This window comes from Rhodococcus mengyinensis (assembly GCF_048381435.1).
Classification (GTDB): Bacteria; Actinomycetota; Actinomycetes; order Mycobacteriales; family Mycobacteriaceae; genus Rhodococcus_F; species Rhodococcus_F opacus_D.
In genome coordinates, this window is the sequence record NZ_JBLWIT010000154.1 from 90,026 (window position 1) to 107,491 (window position 17,466).

A 17,466-nucleotide genomic window follows, 5' to 3' on the forward strand; every position below is an offset into this window, starting at 1 on the left:
GTCAGCCCCCGATCGCTGCCAGGTACTCGCTGTAGAACAGCGCGAGCCCGATCGCGGAGGCGATGGCGGCCAACAACCAGAACCGGATGATCACCGTGGTTTCCGCCCACCCTGCGAGTTCGAAGTGGTGATGGAACGGAGCCATCCGGAACACTCGTCTTCGGCTCGACCGGAACACCGCGACCTGGATCACGACCGATGCCGCCTCGGCGACGAACAGCGCGCCGATCACGACCATCAGCAGTTCGGTGCGCGTCGTGATCGACAGTCCGGCGAGCATGCCGCCGAGTGCCAGCGAACCGGTGTCGCCCATGAAGATCTTCGCCGGCGCCGCGTTCCACCACAGGAATCCGATGCACGCACCGGCACCGGCTGCGCAGATCAGGGCCAGGTCGAGCGGATCTCGGACGTCGTAGCAGCCCTTGCCGGGGCTCGTCTCGCACGCGTTGCGGTACTGCCAGAACGTGATGATCACGTACGCGCCGAGGACCAGGCTCATGGACCCGGCAGCGAGACCGTCGAGGCCGTCGGTGAGATTGACCGCGTTCGACCAGGCGCTCACCAGGAGGTAGCAGAACGCGACGAACACGACGGAGCCCATCGTGACCGTCGCGATGTCACGCACGTACGACAGGTGCTCGCTGCCCGGTGTGAGGTCGTTCGCGCCCCGGAACTGCAGCGCGAGAATGCCGAACGCCACTGCCGCGATGAGCTGTCCGACCAGCTTCGCCGTCTTGTTCAGTCCGAGGTTGCGCTGCTTGCGGATCTTGATGAAGTCGTCGAGGAACCCGACCCCGCCGAGCGCCGTCGTGAGACCGAGAACCAGCAGTCCCGATGCCGACGGCCCGTCCGCGTTGTAGCCGATGCCGATCAGGTGCGAACCCCAGTAGCCGGCCCACAGTCCGGCGAGGATGGCGACGCCACCCATCGTCGGGGTGCCGCGCTTCGACTGGTGGCTCGCCGGACCTTCGACACGGATCTCCTGGCCGAATCCCTGACGGGAGAAGGCCTTGATGAGAACGGGGGTCAGCAGAATCGAGACGGCGAGCGCGATGCCCGCCGCGAAGAGGATCTGTCTCACCGCGTAGCCTCCGAACCCTTCTGTCCCGTGCTTCCCGCCAACACCGTGTCCGCGACCTCCCACAATCCGATGGACTGCGACGCCTTGACCAGCACCAGATCACCCGGCGCCAGTTCCGCTTCGAGCAAGGCGACCGCACCGGCGATGTCGGGGACGAGGATCGACTCCTCACCCCACGAACCCTCCATGACCGCACCCTGATGCATGGCGCGGGCGGGCCTGCCGGTTCCGACGATGATCAGCCTGCTCACGTCCAGTCGGACGGCGAATCTGCCGATGGCGTCGTGTTCGACCACTGATTCTGGACCCAGCTCGGCCATTTCTCCGAGCACCGCCCAACTCCGGCGCGCCGCACCCCGGCCCGTCCTGGCCATCGACACCAGCGCCTTCAGGGCCGCCCGCATCGAGTCGGGGTTCGCGTTGTACGAATCGTTGACGACGGTCACACCGTCCGGCCGGTCGCGGACGTCCATCCGGCGCGCCGAGACGGCGGCGGCACCGGAGAGGGCCTGCGCGATCTGCTCGAGGTCCGCCCCGCATTCGAGCGCCACCGCCGCTGCGGCGAGCGCGTTGCCGACCTGGTGTTCGCCGTGCACGGCGAGCTCGACGGCGACACTGCCCGCCGGCGCCGTGAGAGTGAAACGCGCCCTTGCCTTCTCGTCGAGCACGATGTCGGTGGCCCGCACGTGCGCGGACTCCGACCGGCCGACGAGGACCACACGGGCCGACGTGCGCGGGGCCATGGCTGCCACCAGCGGATCGTCGGCGTTGAGGATCGCGACACCACCCTCGTCCGCCGAGGGCAGCGACTCCGCGAGTTCGCCCTTGGCGGCGGCGATCGCGTCACGCGAACCGAATTCGCCGAGGTGCGCCGTACCCACGTTGAGGACGACCCCGATCCTCGGGGGTGCGATGTTCGCGAGGGAGGCGATGTGGCCGCGGCCGCGGGCCGACATCTCCAGAACCAGAAATCCCGTGTCCGCGTCCGCGCGCAGCGCGGTCCACGGGTGGCCGAGTTCGTTGTTGAACGATCCGGGCGGCGCGACGACGAGGCCGAGGGGGCGCAGGACGGCGGCGAGCAGATCCTTGGTCGACGTCTTTCCCGCCGATCCGGTGACGCCGACGACGGTCAGCCCCTTCGCGGTGAGGCCGTCGACGGAGGCGCGCGCGAGCTTCGCGAGGGCCGCGAGCACGGCGGCGCCCGATCCGTCGGTGTCGTGTTCGAGAGCCATCGCCTTGCTCGGGATGTCGCTGGGCGTCGGGGTGACGACGATCGCGGGGACGCCGACCGGGCGCGCGGCCAGGACCGCGACCGCACCGGCCTCGACCGCCGACGCCGCGTGATCGTGGCCGTCCACGTGGGCGCCGGGCAGGGCGAGGAACAGCCCCCCGGCGGTGACCTTGCGCGAGTCGAACTCCACCGTTCCCGTCACCTCGGCCGACGGATCGGCGACGTCGTGCAGTTCGCCGCCCACGATCTCGGCGATGCGAGCGAGTGTCATCGGGATCATCGCGCTCCTCCGACCTGTCGCTCGATCGCGTCGCCCAGTACGTCGCGGTCGTCAAATGGGTACTTCACCCCGTGTATCTCCTGACCGATCTCGTGTCCCTTGCCTGCGACCAGAATCACGTCGCCTGCCTGCGCCCAGCCGACGGCGTCGGCGATCGCCTTCGCTCGGTCCGCTACTTCCCACACCTGTCCCCGCTCGGATTCGGGCACTCCGAGAGCGCCCTCGCGGACCGCGGCCCTGATCTTCGCCGGGTCCTCGGTGCGGGGGTTGTCGTCCGTGATGATCAGCAGGTCGGCACCGCGCGCGGCCGCGGCGCCCATCAGCGGCCGCTTGCCTGCGTCGCGATCGCCGCCCGCACCCACGACGACAGCGACGCGACCGCGCACCTGGTCGCGCAGCGTCGCGATCACGGCCTCGACCGCTGCGGGCTTGTGCGCGTAGTCGACGACGGCGAGGAAGTCCTGTCCCCGGTCGATCCGCTGCACCCGGCCCGGCACGTCGACCCCGGCGATGCCCCGGGCGGCGTCGCGCGGATCGGCACCCAGCGCCGCGCACAGCGCGACGGCGAGGGAAGCGTTGGCGACGTTGTACTGCCCCGGCAGACGGAGCTCCACGTCGAGTGTCGTGCCCTCGGCCGTGGTGAGCGCGAAGGTCTGCGAGCCCGAGAGCGACACCGTCGCCGGGCCCGCCGTCCACACCGCGCCCTCGCTGTCCGGCGTGGTCGCGACCGTCGTCACGATCGAGTGCGCACCGCGGGCGACGTCGGCCATCCGCTGTCCCCACACGTCGTCGATACAGATGACGGCGTGCTGGGCGTGCACGGACGAATCGGCCGCGAAGAGCCGCGCCTTCGCGGCGAAGTAGTCCTCGAAGTCGCGGTGGAAGTCCAGGTGGTCCTGGGAGAGATTCGTGAAGGCGCCCACATCGAAGCGGACTCCGTCGACGCGGCCGAGCGACAGCGCGTGGCTGGACACCTCCATCACGACGGTGTCGATCCCCTGCTCGAGCATCACGGCGAACAGGGCGTGGAGCTGCGGCGCCTCAGGGGTCGTCAGTGCGCTCGGCACCCGGCGGCCACTCATCCGGGTCTCGATGGTGCCCACGAGACCGGTCGTCCGCCCCGCGGCGGTGAGCGCGGCTTCGACGAGATACGAGGTCGTGGTCTTCCCCGACGTCCCGGTGATGCCGATGACCTGCATCTTCTCCGAGGGCCGGCCGTAAATGGTTGCCGACAGCTCACCGAGGACGCCGCGTGGGTCGTCGTGGACGAGCACCGGCATGTCCGAGCCCAGCGCGGACACCAGCGCGAATCCGGCCTCGTCGGTGAGGATCGCGGTCGCGCCGCGTGCGAGAGCGTCGGCGGCGAATTCCGCGCCGTGCGCGCGGGCCCCGGGAAGGGCCGCGAACAGATCGCCCTCGACGATCCCCTGGGCGCGGAGATCCACCCCGGTGACGATGACGTGCTCGGCGGTTCCGGTGGGTGCCTCGACCCTCGCTCCGGCGAGCGCCGCCAGAGCGCTCACCGTGGTACGGACCGGCTGGGCGGGGCGAAGGCTGTCTGTGACCTTCACCTCCACTGACGCCGACTGCGGGCGGGACGGAACAGGCACCGGGCTCCTCTCGGATGTCGACTCTCACTGACAACGGCATAGTGCACGGATCGATACAGCGTGCTACCTCGGCAGTTCCCTGCGTCCACGGGAAAGTCCGTGTCCACTGAACGGCCGACGTGTCAGATTACCGCGAGCGCTCTCGGAACCCGATTCGGCCGACCTTCGCTCAATCGGCCTGCAGCACCAGCCTGCGTCCGGGGTCCGGGGACATCGGCACGCTGTCGCGCTGCAGCATCCAGGACGCGATGTTGTGGAACAGCGGCGCCGCGGACTGGCCGCCGGAACCGTCCGCGCTGCGTGTCGGCGCGTTCAGCATGATTCCGACGACGTACCGAGGGTTGTCGGCGGGGGCGATCCCGGCGAACGTGATCCAGTAGTTCGAGTTCGAGTAGCACTTGCAGGCGGGGTCGACCTGCTGGGCGGTGCCCGTCTTGCCGCTGATCTGGTACCCGTCGACGGCTGCCTGCACCCCGGTACCGCGCTGGTTGCCCGTGTCGTTCTGGGTGACGGAGCGGAACATGTCACGGACGGTGGACGCGGTCTGGGGGCTGACGACCGTCACCTCCTCGGGCGCCTCGGTCTCCGTCCGGTTCCCCGACGCGTCGACGGTCGCCTTGACGATGCGCGGCGGGATGCGAACGCCGTCGTTGGCGATCGCCTGGTACATGCCGGTCATCTGCAGCAGCGTCATCGACAGGCCCTGACCGATCGGCAGGTTCGCGAACGTGCCCCCCGACCACTGGTCGCGGCTGGGGACGCTGCCCGCGCTCTCACCGGGTAGCCCGACGTCGGTGCGCTGGCCGAGCCCGAACCTGGACAGCATGTCCGCGTAGCGGTCCTCCCCCACCCGCTGAGCGAGCATCAGGGTGCCCACGTTCGAGGACTTCCCGAACACACCCGTGGCCGTGTACGGGGCGACCCCGTGGTCCCACGCGTCCTTCACCGACACACCCGACATCTGAATGTTGCCGGGAACTTCGAGAACTTCGTCCGGTGTGGTCAGCCCGTACTCGATCGCGGCGGCCGCGGTGACGATCTTGTTGACGGAGCCCGGTTCGAACGGCGTGCTCACCGACAGGTTGCCCATCTCCGCGGTCCGCGGATTGTTGCCCACCCCGATCGCCGGGTTGAACGTGCTGTCGTTCGACATCGCGAGCACCTCACCGGTGTGGGAGTCGAGCACGACCGCCGAGGCGTCCTTCGCACCGGACTTGTCCTTGGCCATCTGCACCTGCTGCTGAACGTAGTACTGCAGGTCGGAGTCGATGGTGAGCTCGACGCTCGACCCGTCCACCGCCGGTTGCTTGTCACGCCAGCTGCCGGGAATCACCGCGCCGTCGGAGCCCCGGTCGTAGGTCTGGGAGCCGTCGGTGCCTGCCAGGGTGGAGTCGAGCGAGTCCTCGAGGCCGAGCAGTCCGTGGCCGTCCCAGCCGGTGGCGCCGACGAGGTTGGCGGCAAGGGATCCGCCCGGATACTCGCGGATGTCCTGGCGTTCGAGTCCGACCTCCGGGAACTTGTCGCTGATCTGCGCCGCGATGTTGGGGTCGACGCTGCGCGCGAGATAGACGAACGTGTCGTCGCCGTGCAGTTTCTCCTTCAGATCCTTCTCGGGTGCGGCGTCGCCGAGCCGGTCGTGGATCTCCTTCGCGATCGCGTCGAGACGGGAGTCGACGTCGGGGGCGGTGTCGCTCTTGGCCTTCGCCTCCTCGAGTTCCTTCCGCACCCGTACGGGCTGGAACGTCAGGGCCTTCGCTTCCATCGTGAACGCAATGGGGTTGGAGTTGCGGTCGGTGATCGACCCGCGCAGCGCCGGATCCACCTCGGTGGTGGTGCGCTGGTTCGCCGCCTCCGCGGACAGTTGTGGTGCGTCGATGACCTGGATCCACAGAAGCTGCACTGCGGCGAGGCCGAGCGCCAAGAACATCACCAGGCGTCCGTACCGTTGCCTGAACGGAAAGGACGCCGAACCGGCGCCCTTGGGGCGCCGGGGACGACTTCTCGGTGCGCTTCGATTCACCGGCGACCGCCGGACGGTGGAGCAGTCGTCGGAGCGGTGGTCGAGGGGATCACGGGAACCAATTGTTCACCCTGAGCTTGGATCTCCGTGCCATTGCCGGGCTGCGGCGTGGCGCGCGGCGACTGCGTCGTCGTCCCGCGGTTGGGGGCGGTCGCGACGGCGTTGCCGCGCTGGGTGGGCGGGACAGCGACATCCAGCGGCGGCACGGGTGCACCGGACGCCGGGGCCGGCTTTCCGACGACCTCGACGCTGCCGTCGGGGTGGACTACGAGGCGAGCGGGATCGTTGGCGGGCACCATGCCGAGCTTGGCCGCTTCCTCTGCCAGTTTCGGGGCGGAGTTGGCGGTCTCGACGTCACGCTGCAGCGCGGCCTTCTCCTCCGCGAGTGACTGGTTGTGAGCGCGGGCGGCGCTCAGCTGGTACGAGTCCTCGGCGGAGCGGGTGGTCAGCAGCAGTGTCATGGCCAGACCCATGGCGAGCAGAACGAGGATCGTCGCCACGAACGGGATGCGGGCGGTGAGCGTACCGGTGCGGTTCTTGCCGGAGACGGCGATCGCGGACCCACTGTGCACGGCCGCACGCTGGGTGCGCTTCTTGTACGCCCGCTCAGCCGCGCCCGTCCGGTTGGCCGCCCGCGCGGGCCGCATCTCGGTGGAACTCACCTGAACCGTCATGCCGCCGACCTCCTGGCAATTCTTTCTGCAGCGCGCAAACGCACCGGGGCTGATCGTGGGTTCTCTTCGACTTCCTGTTCGGACGCCCGCTCCGCCCCTCGTGTGAGGATCCGGAACTCCGGTCCCATCCCCGGTAGTTCGACAGGAAGCCCCTCGGGGCTCTTCGACTTCGACCTGGGAGTGATTTCCTGCTTGACGACCCGGTCTTCCAGGGATTGGTACGACATGAACACGACGCGTCCCCCGACGGTCAACGCGTCGAGTGCAGCCGGGACCGCGGCGCGCAGTGAATCGAGCTCGCCGTTGACCTCCACTCGAAGGGCCTGGAACGTCCGCTTGGCGGGATGTCCCCCGGTACGGCGGGTCGCCGCAGGAATGGAGCGGTACAGCAGTTCGACCAGCGCTGCGCTGGTGGTGAACGGCTCCTTCGCGCGCTGCCGGACGATCTCCGACGCGATCTTGCCCGCGAAGCGCTCCTCGCCGTACGTGCTGAGGATACGAGCGAGATCTCCGTGGCTGTACGTGTTGAGGACCTCGGCCGCGGTGATGCCGGTGGTCGGGTCCATCCGCATGTCGAGGGGCGCGTCGATCGAATACGCGAACCCCCGATCCGATTCGTCGAGCTGCATCGAGGAAACGCCGAGGTCGAAGAGGATCCCGTGCACCGACTCCTGCGCGGGCAGGCCCGCCTGGTCGAGCGCGTCCTCGATGCCGTCGTAGCGGGTGTGCACGAACGTGATGCGATCGGCGAACGGTGCGAGCCGTCCGCCGGCGATCTCGAGCGCGTGCGGATCTCGGTCGAGGGCGATGAGCCTCAGCTGAGGGTAGGTCCGCAGGAAGTGCTCGGAGTGTCCGCCGAGACCGAGGGTCGCGTCGATCATGACGGCTCCCCCGCCCTGCGGGTCGTTCACGGTGAGGGCGGGACCCAGCAGTTCGTCGGCGCGGTGAAGCAGAACCGGAATGTGACCGAAACCATCGGCGGGCGAGGAATCTTCCCCCTCGTGATCCACCATGATCCCTCCGGCTCCTGCTCAGTGGTGCGGGTGAAGTGCCCGATGCCGGGGTTCACTGCTCGACCTTCTCTTGTCGGCCAGTTGCCGTGGCGAATGCTTCGAGGTCCCTGCCCGAAATGAAAACCTGGCGCTGGGGAAGTGCGTCAGGGTTCCGTCGGACAGAGGCCTCGCGGCATTCGCGGGGACGCGGTCACGCTCAGACGATCTCGCCGAGCGCGACTCCTGTTGCCTGCGAGTAGTTCTCCTCGTTCGCCTCGACGTAGGTCTGCCAGGCTTGCGCATCCCAGATTTCGAGGAAATCGACCGAACCGATCACTACGCAGTCCTTGGAGAGACCCGCGTAACGACGGTGATCTGCCGAGAGGGTGATGCGCCCCTGGGCATCTGCGTGCTGCTCGTCGGTACCTGCCGCCAGTCCGCGAACGAAGGCTCGCGCCTCCGGATCGCTTCTCGACGCGGCCGCGGCCTTGCGTGCGAGAGCGGTGAACTCTTCCCGGGGATACACCGCGAGGCTGTGATCCTGACCCTTGGTGACCATCAACCCTCCCGCCAGCGCATCCCGGAACTTTGCGGGCAACGTGAGCCGCCCCTTGTCGTCGAGCTTCGGCGTGTAGGTACCGAGAAACACTCGACACCTCCCACCGCGTTCATATCGAACGCCGTATGCCCGGGCGGTTCACCTTCGCTCCCCGCTGCGCACCACAGTACCCCACTTTCCCCCACCCACAAGGTGGATAACGGCGTGTTGTTCCCCAATTTGCCCAATACTTGCTGGTCAACGCTCATTGCAGATGGTGGGGGAAAATTCCCGACGTGATCACCGCCACGAGCGGAGCCGATCGGGCTCGTCCCCACAACAGGGCAGGATGGCGCAAAAGCCCAGGTGAAAGCCCAACGCGAGGTGGCGGCGCCCCCGTCTCGCGGTTCGTCGCGGAGCAAAGGGGGGAAAGTGGGAAACGGGGTGGGTGAGGGTGGGAATTCGTGGGCGGGACGGTTCACTGGCCCCACCGGATCGACCCGCCTCCGCACCCGGGCGACCCGGGACCGGGCCCCGACACAGCAGTGGCGGCGCGGCATCACATGCCACGCCGCCACTGGGCTGCTGAGCGGGTAGTACTACTCCTGCTCGAATCTCTTCTTGAAGCGGTCTTCCATTCGCGACGAGAATCCGCCACTCTTGCGCCCGCTTCGGGGCTTACCGCGATCGGCACGGCCGGTCTCACCTTGCGTGGTCGAGCCACCACGTGAGGACTGTCCGGACTTGCTCTTTCCTCCACCCCACAGGAGGAGGACTCCGGCACCGAACATGACGATGAAGCCGATCAGACTGATGACGGGAAAACCGCCCGGCTTGATCGGAAGGGCGACGCCGGCGATGAGCAGGACCAGCCCCAGAACGAACAGGGCCACCGCCTGCAATCGACGACGACTCGATGCCGCACGCATGCGACCGCCTCGCACAGTGGAGGCGAACTTGGGATCCTCGGCGTAGAGAGCGCTCTCGATCTGGTCGAGCATGCGCTGCTCGTGCTCGGAGAGTGGCACGGTACCTCCCCCGGCACTGGAGTGTTGGCCACCGCCTCACGGTGCGAGACGGTGGGTAACCGACTTTGGCGGCTACCTAGATTTAATAATACGAGCAGTTCGATCCCCGTACCACCTACTCCACGTACGAGTTCCCGACCAACCTTACGGACTCCCGCACCGAACCCCGTTCGGGGCACCGCAATGTCGCGGACGTCCCACCGTTTTCCCGCCGTTTCCGGGCCCGCCGCCGACTAGGACGCCCGCAGATCGAGACCCGCGCCACGTCCGATGTGATCTTCGACGGCCTGGAGAAAGCGTCCGACCTCGACGAAGAACTCGTCGGCCTCGAGATCGGTGAGGGTTCGCGACATTCCCGCCTCGATCGCGGCGCGGGTGGCGGAGTGCCCGGCGAAGTAGTCGGCCCAGTTCACGAATTCGGGCGCCGCGTCGGCCATGAGAACCCAGGCGTTACGCGTTCGTGTCCGTCTGCGCCCCGCTGCGGGCCCCTCGACGGCGGCCAGCACTGCGCCCGCCCCGCGGAGCGCGGCCAGATACGCGCTGTGGAATCGATCCGCCGGCCCACCGGCCCCCACCGATTGAGCGAGGAGCGCGTCGGCGCGATCGAGCAGCACCGAACCCCGCCTGGAGCCCGGGTTGCGTACGTCACCCGGTCGGCGTGAGTTCCCAGAGGTCGGTCCCGTGACCGGGTTCGTCATCACTTCGAACACCTCCAAAACCCCGGTGCAACCACCCCGCCGGGCGTAGTCAGGTCGTGAGTTCGGGGGCCGGCGATGCTCGCTTCCCTCGAGCATCGCCGGATCCCCGCTATCGAACATCTGTTCGACCTATTCAATATAGCTGGACCCACCGACACGTCGTCAAGAGAAAGGTGAGACCGGTCGACACGAACGCTGACCAGACTCCGCTCGTGGTCGAACTCTCGGCCACCGAGTTCCGCGACCGCCTGCACGAGGCGCTGTCGATCTACGTCGCCGCCATGGGCTATCCCCACGGCACCGAATACCACCGGGCGCCGATGTGGAACGAGCACCTGCAGCGTTCGGGGTGGCGGGGCGTCGGCGCGCTCGTCCCGGCCGGTGACGGATCCACCGACAACGGGGCCGCCCGGCTCGTCGCCGTCGCCTACGGCTACCGCGGGGCGCCCGAACAGTGGTGGCACCAGCAGGTCCGTTCGGGTCTGCGCCACACGGGGTGGACCCGGGACCAGATCGACGTGATCCTCGGCAACTACTTCGAACTCACCGAACTCCACGTCCACCCGGACGCCCAGGGACACCGGCTCGGCGAGACCCTGCTCCTCCGCCTCCTCGAACGCAGGCCCGAACGCGGGGTGCTGCTCTCCACCCCCGAAGTGGCGGACGAGGACAACCGCGCCTGGCGGCTGTATCGCCGCCTCGGCTTCAGAGACGTCCTGCGCCACTTCCGATTCGCCGGGGACAACCGGCCGTTCGCGGTGCTGGGACGCGGGCTTCCCCTGTGATCGACGCGGTGGTGGTGGGGTCGGGACACAACGCCCTCGTGTCGGCGTGTTACCTCGCGCGATCCGGCTGGTCGGTCGAGGTGATCGAACGCGACACCGTGCTCGGCGGCGCGGTGTCCACGGTGGAACGCTTCCCCGGGTACAAGGTCGACCGCGGGTCGTCCGCGCACATCATGGTCCGTCACACGGGGATCGTCGAGGAACTCGATCTCGGTTCGCACGGACTGCGGTACCTCGACTGCGATCCGTGGGCGTTCGCCCCCGCCCCGGCGGGTACGGATCGGCCGGGCATCGTGTTCCGCCGCAGCCTGGATGCGACGTGCCGGTCCATCGAGGAGTCCTGCGGCGCCGCGGATGCCGACGCGTACCGCCGGTTCGTGGCGGTGTGGGGTCCGCGCAGCGCACGCGTCATGCGCGCGTTCTCGAACCCGCCGACCGGGCCTGCGCTGCTCTCGTCGTTCTGGGGGCTCGACACGGGCGGCGGCGGCAGCGACCTGTCCCGGCAGTTCCTCGGTTCCGGCGACGCGCTGCTCGACGAGTACTTCGACGACGAGCGTCTCAAGGCCGCCCTCGCATGGTTCGGCGCCCAGTCCGGTCCGCCGATGTCGGAGCCGGGGACGGCGCCGATGGTCGGATTCGCGGCGCTGATGCACACCATTCCGCCCGGCCGTGCCGTCGGCGGCAGCGGAGCCCTGACCGCGGCTCTCGCCGCGAGGCTGCGGGCCGACTCCGGGACCGTCTCGCTCGGCGACTCGGTGGTCTCGTTGAGCCGCGACGGCGACTCCTGGACGACGCGGACGGCGTCCGGGCGGGAGATCCGCTCACGGGCCGTGATCGCGGGCTGTCACGTGCTGACCACGCTCGGCCTGCTCGAGCGCGGCGGGTACGACGCGCAGACCCTCCACCGGTGGCGTCGCCGGATCCGCGTCGGCCCGGGGATCGGGATGGTGGTGCGGTTGGCCACCGACGCCCTCCCCGCCTATCCGAGTGCGCCCGACGCCTCGGTCACCCACGGGCTCCAGTTACTGGTCTCGGATCGCGCGCACCTGCGGCTCGCGCACGGCGCGGCGCTCGCCGGGGAACTCCCGCCGCGGCCCGCGGTGCTGGGAATGAGCTTCAGTGGCCTCGACCCCACCATCGCACCCGAGGGCAGGCACCAGGTGACCCTGTGGTCGCAGTGGCAGCCGTACCGGCTGAGCGGCGGCAGGCGCTGGAGCGACCTCGCCGGACCGGAGGCCGATCGGATCGTCGCCGAGATCGACGCGCTGGCACCCGGTTTCGGTCAGTCCGTCCTCGACCGGCACGTGCAGTCGCCGCAGGACCTCGAAGACGAGATGGGGTTGCTCGGCGGCAACGTCATGCACGTGGAGATGTCGCTGGACCAGATGATGATGTGGCGTCCCCTCCCCGAACTGTCCGGGCACCGGGTGCCGGGCGCCGACCGCCTGTACCTCACCGGCGCCTCCACCCACCCGGGCGGCGGGGTGTCCGGCGCGAGCGGTCGCAGCGCCGCACGCATCGCGCTCCACGACGACCGGCGGGGCCTGGGACGCCTGCGACGCCGGCGATGACCTCCCGCCTGCCCCTGATCCTCGCCGGCGCGGCGGTCGCGGCGCAGATCGTCTACCCGCTGGTGCACGGCAGTACCCGCGACGTGGTCACCGTGCTCGTCGTCGCGCTGCTGGCCGCGGCGTCCGTCACCCACGCGGCCGTGACCCGGGGTGCCCGCTGGACGGTGGGACTGGTGCTCGTCACCGCAGGGCTCGGTCTGTGCTCCGAGGTCGTCGGCACGGCCACCGGCTTCCCCTACGGCTGCTACGACTACAGCGTCGACCGGCTCGGGCCTGCACTCGCCGGGGTGCCTCTCGTGGTGCCGTTCGCGTGGACGGCCGGGTTCTATCCGGTGTGGTGTGTGGCGTCCGTGCTCGCGCGCGGTCCGCGTCGACGGCTGACGCGCATCGCGCTGACGACGATCGGGGTGGTCGGCTGGGACCTGTACCTCGACCCGCAGATGGTCGCGGACGGGCAGTGGCGCTGGTGCGTCACCGACGCCGGCCTGCCCGGTATCGAGCACATTCCGCTGACCAACTACGCCGGGTGGTTCGTCGTCGCGGCCGTGATGGCCGTCGCCGTGGACCGCATCGACCGTCGACTGGACGCCGGGACCCGGCACCGTGACGGTGTCCCGATCGGGTTGTTCCTGTGGACGTGGCTCGGTTCGGCGCTGGCCCACTCGGTGTTCCTGGGCTCTCCCGAGTTGCGGTATTCGGCGATCTACGGGTGGTTGGCGATGGGAATCCTGGGAGTTCCGCTGCTCGTGTCGCTGCTTCGGCCGCGCGCCCGGCGACCCGGGACCCACGACACGCACCCTCACGCCTGACACCGATCCACTCCCCTGGCACGATACGACTGTGCAGCCGCCCTCAGTTCCGACCTCGACCCGCTCGCGGAGGGCTTTGTCCCTCGCGGCCCTCGGGCTCCTCCTCGTGCCCCTCCTCGCGGGATGCCTGCGGGTTCAGGTGTCGATGGGGGTGTCCGCCGACGACCGGGTCTCCGGCCAGATCGTGGCCGCCGCCGTGCCGGCGAACGATCAGGACAAGGGCCCGCAACTCACTCCGCCCGACTCGCTGTCGGACAAGGTGCGCGTCCAGGAGTACAAGAAGGACGGGTACGTCGGCAGCCAGGCGTTCTTCAGCGACCTCACGTTCGGCGACGTGCAGCAGCTCGGTACCATGTCGGAGCAGGCCAACGGGAGTTTCCAGATCTCGCTCCAGCGGACCGGCGACCTCGTGACCCTCGACGGGAAGGCCGATCTCAGTTCGGTCCCCGCGCAGGGCACGGACGTGCAGTTCACGATCGCCTTCCCGGCGCGCGTCGCCACCACCAACGGCACCCGCGAGGGCGACTCGATCGTGTCGTGGAAACTTCCCGCCGGCGACACCTCGACGATCCGCGCCGAGGTGCGCTACTCGGACCCGAGCACCCGCAGCTTCGCGGGCTGGGCGGGCATCATGGCCGGCGTGACGCTGGGCGTCGCCGTGATCGTCGGTGCGCTGGCCTGGATGGCCCGCAACAAGGATCCGGTGATCGGCAGCGGTCGCGCACGGGACCACTCGGAGGTGTGACCTCTCGCCCGATCGAGCGGGTCGTCCGGATCGGCTCCCTGATCTCGGTTCTCGGACTCGCCACCACCGTCGTCAACCTGTGCCGCGCCCCGCGCCTCCCCACGGCGGCCCGCCCGGTCACCGAACCCGTCACCGTCTGCATCCCGGCCCGGGACGAACGTGACCGGCTGCCGGACCTGATCGGTGACCTGCGAGAACAGCGAGGCGTCGACGATCTGCGGGTGTTCGTCTACGACGACGCCTCCACGGACGGGACCGCCGACGTCGCGGACGCCGCGAGCGGCGCGGACCCCCGCTTCTCCGTGGTGCGGGGGACCGCGGAACCGCCGCCGGGCTGGGTGGGCAAACCCGCGGCCTGCCATCGGCTGAGTGAGCACGCCTTCGCCCGGGGCCGCGGCGACGGCGGGATACTCGTGTTCCTCGACGCCGATGTGCGGTTGCGTCCGGGTGCCCTGAAGGCCGCCTGCGCCGCACTGCGCGAGTCCGAGGCCGCGCTGGTCTGCCCGTGGCCGTTCCAGCAGGCGGGGTCGGTGACCGAGGCGCTGGTGCAGCCGCTGCTCGCGTGGTCGTGGGCGGCGACGCTGCCGATCCGCGTGGCCGACCGGTCGCGGCGCCCGTCGACGGCGGTGGGCTGCGGGCAGTTCATGGTGTTCGATTCCGCCGCGTACCGCAGGGTCGGAGGTCACCGGGCCGTCGTGGACAGCGTGACCGAGGACCTCGACATCGCGCGGCTGCTCCGCACTCGGGGTCACGCGACCGCACTGGTCGTGGCCGGCCGGTCGGCGTCGTGCCGGATGTACGAGGACGCCGGCGCGCTGCGCCGCGGTTACGACCGCTGGCTGTGGACGGCATTCGGCTCCCGCCTCGGCGCCGCAGCGGTCCTCGGAGCGGCGAGTGTGGCGTACCTCGCGCCGCCGGTCGCGTTCGCGGCCGGACGGGGACGCGTGCGCCGGTGGGGTGCGGTGGGATATCTCGCGGCCACGACGTCGCGGCTGTGCGCCCGGGCACTCGAACGCGGTGGCCGCATCACCGCCGCCGACGTGGCCGGGGCGGTCGCGCACCCGCTGTCCGTCGCCGCGGTGACGGCACTGACGGTGTCGTCACACCGCAATCACCGCCGCGGGCGCACCCGGTGGAAGGGGCGGAGCCTCAGCTGACCCGCGCCGGGGTGACCGCGGCGGGATCCGCCACACCCGACCCGACCTTGTCGCCGAGCCGGGCCAGCACCTCGCTCGTGGCGCGCGCGAAGTTGAGGGTGATGAAGTGCAGGCCGGGTGCGCCCTCCGCGATGAGGCGTTCGCTCATCTCGGTGGCGACGTCGATGCCGATCTCGCGCACGGCGGCGCGGTTCTCCTCCGGACCGTCCCCGGCAGCCGCGGCGAGACGCTTCTCGAGGTGCGCCGGGAGACGCGACCCCGACAGTTCGAGCACGCGGCGGACCGACCGCAGCGACGTGATCGGCATGATCTCGGGGATGATCGGCTTGGCGCCCTGTTCGGGGTCGTACGCCGACACCCGGTCGCGCAGCCGCAGGTAGTCGTCCACGTCGAAGAACATCTGGGTGATCGAGTACTCGGCGCCTGCCCGCAGCTTCGACACCAGGTACCGGGTGTCGTGCGCGAGATCGGGCGCCCGGTAGTGGCCTTCCGGGAACGACGCGACGCCCACATGGAAGTCGCCGAGGTCGCGGACGAGCCGGACGAGGTCCTCGGCGTACTCGACTCCGTCCGGATGCTTCTCCCACTCGCCCAGCGGGTCACCGGGCGGGTCGCCGCGCAGGACCAGGATGTTGCTGATTCCGCGGTCGGCGTAGGCGCCGACCATCGACCGCAGTTCGTCGACGCTGTGCGACACGGCCGTGAGGTGCGCGACCGGCAGGAGGGTGGTCTCCTCGGCGAGCTGCCCGGTGACGCGGACCGTGCGGTCCCGCGTCGACCCGCCCGCACCGTAGGTCATGGACACGAAGGCCGGACCCATCCGCTCGAACTCCCGGACGGCACGCCACAGGCGAGCCTCGGCGGCCTCGTCACGCGGCGGCGAGAACTCGACGGAAAAGGGGACCCGTCCGTCGCTGGACGACCGGATCCGGTCGACGATGGACGGAGTGCGGGTCACCCAACCTTCGCTGGCCCGCCCCCTGACGGAATCGAATGTCACCCGTCCAGCATAGGTAGTGCCCGGGGCAATGCACCCACTGCGTCTGCGCGGGCGACGGGATCCGGGTATCCGGCCACCCGGGAGGGCGCCCACTATGGTGGTGTCGACGCCTGTCGCCGGTCTCGGCGCGCACGCGAGAATTCGATCCTGGAGGCAACACTGTCCGTTGGAACGCGCCCCGCCGCCCTCGCGGCCGAGGTCGAAAATGCGCTTCGCGACTTCTTCACCAGCCGGCAGGACCTCGTCGACTCCGTGGGCGGTGGTTACCGCGAGGCCGTGACCACGCTCGAAGACTTCGTCCTGCGCGGAGGCAAGCGGGTCCGCCCGGCCTTCGCGTGGACCGGCTGGCTCGGGGCGGGCGGCGACGCGCGTGGCCCCGACGCCGGACCCGTGCTCCGCGCCTGCTCCGCGCTGGAACTGGTTCAGGCCTGCGCGCTGGTCCACGACGACATCATCGACGCCTCCACGACGCGCCGCGGGTTCCCGACCGTCCACGTCGAGTTCGCGGAACAGCACCGCGCCGGGGCGTGGAGCGGTGATTCCGCTCACTTCGGCGAGAGCGTCGCGATCCTCCTCGGCGATCTTGCGCTGGCCTGGGCCGACGACATGATCCGCGAAGCCGGCATCACCCCGGACGCATCGGCCCGCATCTCCCCCGTCTGGTCCGCGATGCGCACCGAGGTGCTCGGCGGGCAGTTCCTCGACATCAGCAACGAGGCCCGGGCGGACGAGTCGATCGACGCCGCCATGAAGGTGAATCGGTACAAGACGGCGGCGTACACCATCGAGCGGCCCCTGCACCTCGGCGCGGCGCTCGCAGGCGCCGACGACACCCTGGTTTCGGCGTACCGCCGATTCGGCACCGACATCGGTATCGCCTTCCAGCTCCGCGACGACCTGCTCGGCGTGTTCGGCGATCCGGCCGTGACGGGGAAACCCTCCGGCGACGACCTCCGGGCGGGCAAACGAACCGTCCTCTTCGCGATGTCGCTGCAGCGCGCCGACGCCGAAGACCCCGCGGCGGCCGAACTCCTCCGCGAAGGCATCGGCACCGATCTGTCCGATTCGGACGTGGACACCCTCCGGACCACGATCACGTCGCTCGGCGCGGTCGCGGACGTGGAGAAGCAAATCGAGGAACTCGTCGGGAACGCGCTGTCGACGCTGGCGGCGAGCACCGCCACCGCCGAGGCGAAGCAGCAGCTCACCGAGATGGCCGTCGCCGCGACGCGCCGCGACTACTGAGG

General features: G+C 69.7%; 16 protein-coding genes. 6 read left to right on the forward strand and 10 right to left on the reverse strand.

Annotated features, from left to right (window positions below):
• Window position 1 precedes the first annotated feature (1 nt).
• From mraY to ACNJ7E_RS40635, 9 genes are all read right to left on the reverse strand, one after another.
• The gene (mraY, locus tag ACNJ7E_RS40595) at window positions 2-1,081 is read right to left on the reverse strand and encodes a phospho-N-acetylmuramoyl-pentapeptide-transferase (RefSeq protein ID WP_005247625.1); all 1,080 of its coding nucleotides are present in this window, start codon (window positions 1,079-1,081) and stop codon (window positions 2-4) included.
• The gene (locus tag ACNJ7E_RS40600; protein ID WP_280782564.1) at window positions 1,078-2,592 is read right to left on the reverse strand and encodes a UDP-N-acetylmuramoyl-tripeptide--D-alanyl-D-alanine ligase; all 1,515 of its coding nucleotides are present in this window, start codon (window positions 2,590-2,592) and stop codon (window positions 1,078-1,080) included. Before ACNJ7E_RS40600 ends, mraY begins: the two co-directional genes overlap by 4 nt.
• On the reverse strand, window positions 2,589-4,202 hold the full coding sequence (locus tag ACNJ7E_RS40605) for a UDP-N-acetylmuramoyl-L-alanyl-D-glutamate--2,6-diaminopimelate ligase (RefSeq protein WP_418342481.1): 1,614 nt from the start codon (window positions 4,200-4,202) through the stop codon (window positions 2,589-2,591). Before ACNJ7E_RS40605 ends, ACNJ7E_RS40600 begins: the two co-directional genes overlap by 4 nt.
• Window positions 4,203-4,371: 169 nt before the next feature.
• On the reverse strand, window positions 4,372-6,222 hold the full coding sequence (locus ACNJ7E_RS40610) for a peptidoglycan D,D-transpeptidase FtsI family protein (protein ID WP_418342482.1): 1,851 nt from the start codon (window positions 6,220-6,222) through the stop codon (window positions 4,372-4,374).
• Window positions 6,219-6,896: a cell division protein FtsL gene (gene ftsL / locus ACNJ7E_RS40615; RefSeq protein WP_105413640.1), complete on the reverse strand. Its 678-nt coding sequence runs from the start codon at window positions 6,894-6,896 to the stop codon at window positions 6,219-6,221. Before ftsL ends, ACNJ7E_RS40610 begins: the two co-directional genes overlap by 4 nt.
• Window positions 6,893-7,909: a 16S rRNA (cytosine(1402)-N(4))-methyltransferase RsmH gene (rsmH, locus tag ACNJ7E_RS40620; protein ID WP_105413639.1), complete on the reverse strand. Its 1,017-nt coding sequence runs from the start codon at window positions 7,907-7,909 to the stop codon at window positions 6,893-6,895. The genes ftsL and rsmH overlap by 4 nt, the downstream gene beginning before the upstream one ends.
• Window positions 7,910-8,105: 196 nt before the next feature.
• Entirely contained in the window at window positions 8,106-8,537 is a 432-nt protein-coding gene (gene mraZ, locus ACNJ7E_RS40625) for a division/cell wall cluster transcriptional repressor MraZ (RefSeq protein ID WP_005247637.1), read from the reverse strand.
• 488 nt (window positions 8,538-9,025) lie between these two features.
• On the reverse strand, window positions 9,026-9,454 hold the full coding sequence (locus ACNJ7E_RS40630) for an SCO2097 family morphological protein (protein WP_009473745.1): 429 nt from the start codon (window positions 9,452-9,454) through the stop codon (window positions 9,026-9,028).
• A gap of 233 nt (window positions 9,455-9,687) precedes the next feature.
• Window positions 9,688-10,068 (reverse strand): SAV_6107 family HEPN domain-containing protein, encoded by a 381-nt coding sequence (locus tag ACNJ7E_RS40635; RefSeq protein WP_009473746.1) that lies wholly within the window; start codon window positions 10,066-10,068, stop codon window positions 9,688-9,690.
• Between the two features lie 257 nt (window positions 10,069-10,325).
• Between ACNJ7E_RS40635 and ACNJ7E_RS40640 the strand changes: the two genes are divergently transcribed.
• From ACNJ7E_RS40640 to ACNJ7E_RS40660, 5 genes are read left to right on the forward strand one after another with little or no spacing between them, the layout of a single operon-like run.
• A complete protein-coding gene (locus tag ACNJ7E_RS40640; protein ID WP_280782568.1) occupies window positions 10,326-10,937 on the forward strand; it encodes a GNAT family N-acetyltransferase in 612 nt (203 codons plus the stop codon).
• Window positions 10,934-12,508, forward strand: coding sequence for a phytoene desaturase family protein (locus tag ACNJ7E_RS40645; RefSeq protein ID WP_280782569.1), 1,575 nt, complete (start codon window positions 10,934-10,936; stop codon window positions 12,506-12,508). The genes ACNJ7E_RS40640 and ACNJ7E_RS40645 overlap by 4 nt, the downstream gene beginning before the upstream one ends.
• Window positions 12,505-13,317 carry a carotenoid biosynthesis protein gene (locus tag ACNJ7E_RS40650; protein ID WP_418342483.1) on the forward strand — a complete coding sequence of 271 codons (813 nt, stop codon included), beginning with the start codon at window positions 12,505-12,507 and terminating at the stop codon, window positions 13,315-13,317. The genes ACNJ7E_RS40645 and ACNJ7E_RS40650 overlap by 4 nt, the downstream gene beginning before the upstream one ends.
• Before the next feature lie 31 nt (window positions 13,318-13,348).
• A complete protein-coding gene (locus ACNJ7E_RS40655) occupies window positions 13,349-14,062 on the forward strand; it encodes an LppM family (lipo)protein (protein ID WP_280782570.1) in 714 nt (237 codons plus the stop codon).
• Window positions 14,059-15,219 carry a glycosyltransferase family 2 protein gene (locus ACNJ7E_RS40660; RefSeq protein ID WP_280782571.1) on the forward strand — a complete coding sequence of 387 codons (1,161 nt, stop codon included), beginning with the start codon at window positions 14,059-14,061 and terminating at the stop codon, window positions 15,217-15,219. Before ACNJ7E_RS40655 ends, ACNJ7E_RS40660 begins: the two co-directional genes overlap by 4 nt.
• Here the strand turns inward: ACNJ7E_RS40660 and metF are convergent.
• Window positions 15,212-16,177 (reverse strand): methylenetetrahydrofolate reductase [NAD(P)H], encoded by a 966-nt coding sequence (gene metF / locus ACNJ7E_RS40665; RefSeq protein ID WP_280782572.1) that lies wholly within the window; start codon window positions 16,175-16,177, stop codon window positions 15,212-15,214. The two genes, ACNJ7E_RS40660 and metF, sit on opposite strands and share 8 nt — an antisense overlap.
• Before the next feature lie 189 nt (window positions 16,178-16,366).
• On the opposite strand from metF, the gene ACNJ7E_RS40670 reads away from it, so the two are divergent.
• Window positions 16,367-17,464 (forward strand): polyprenyl synthetase family protein, encoded by a 1,098-nt coding sequence (locus ACNJ7E_RS40670; protein WP_418342516.1) that lies wholly within the window; start codon window positions 16,367-16,369, stop codon window positions 17,462-17,464.
• The last annotated feature ends 2 nt before the right edge of the window (window positions 17,465-17,466 follow it).

Coding starts and splice junctions, on each gene's coding strand:
- ACNJ7E_RS40600 (WP_280782564.1), bottom strand. CDS start 2,592: ATGATCCCGATGACACTCGCTCGCATCGCCGAGATCGTGGGCGGCGAA.
- ftsL (WP_105413640.1), bottom strand. CDS start 6,896: ATGACGGTTCAGGTGAGTTCCACCGAGATGCGGCCCGCGCGGGCGGCC.
- rsmH (WP_105413639.1), bottom strand. CDS start 7,909: ATGGTGGATCACGAGGGGGAAGATTCCTCGCCCGCCGATGGTTTCGGT.
- ACNJ7E_RS40650 (WP_418342483.1), top strand. CDS start 12,505: ATGACCTCCCGCCTGCCCCTGATCCTCGCCGGCGCGGCGGTCGCGGCG.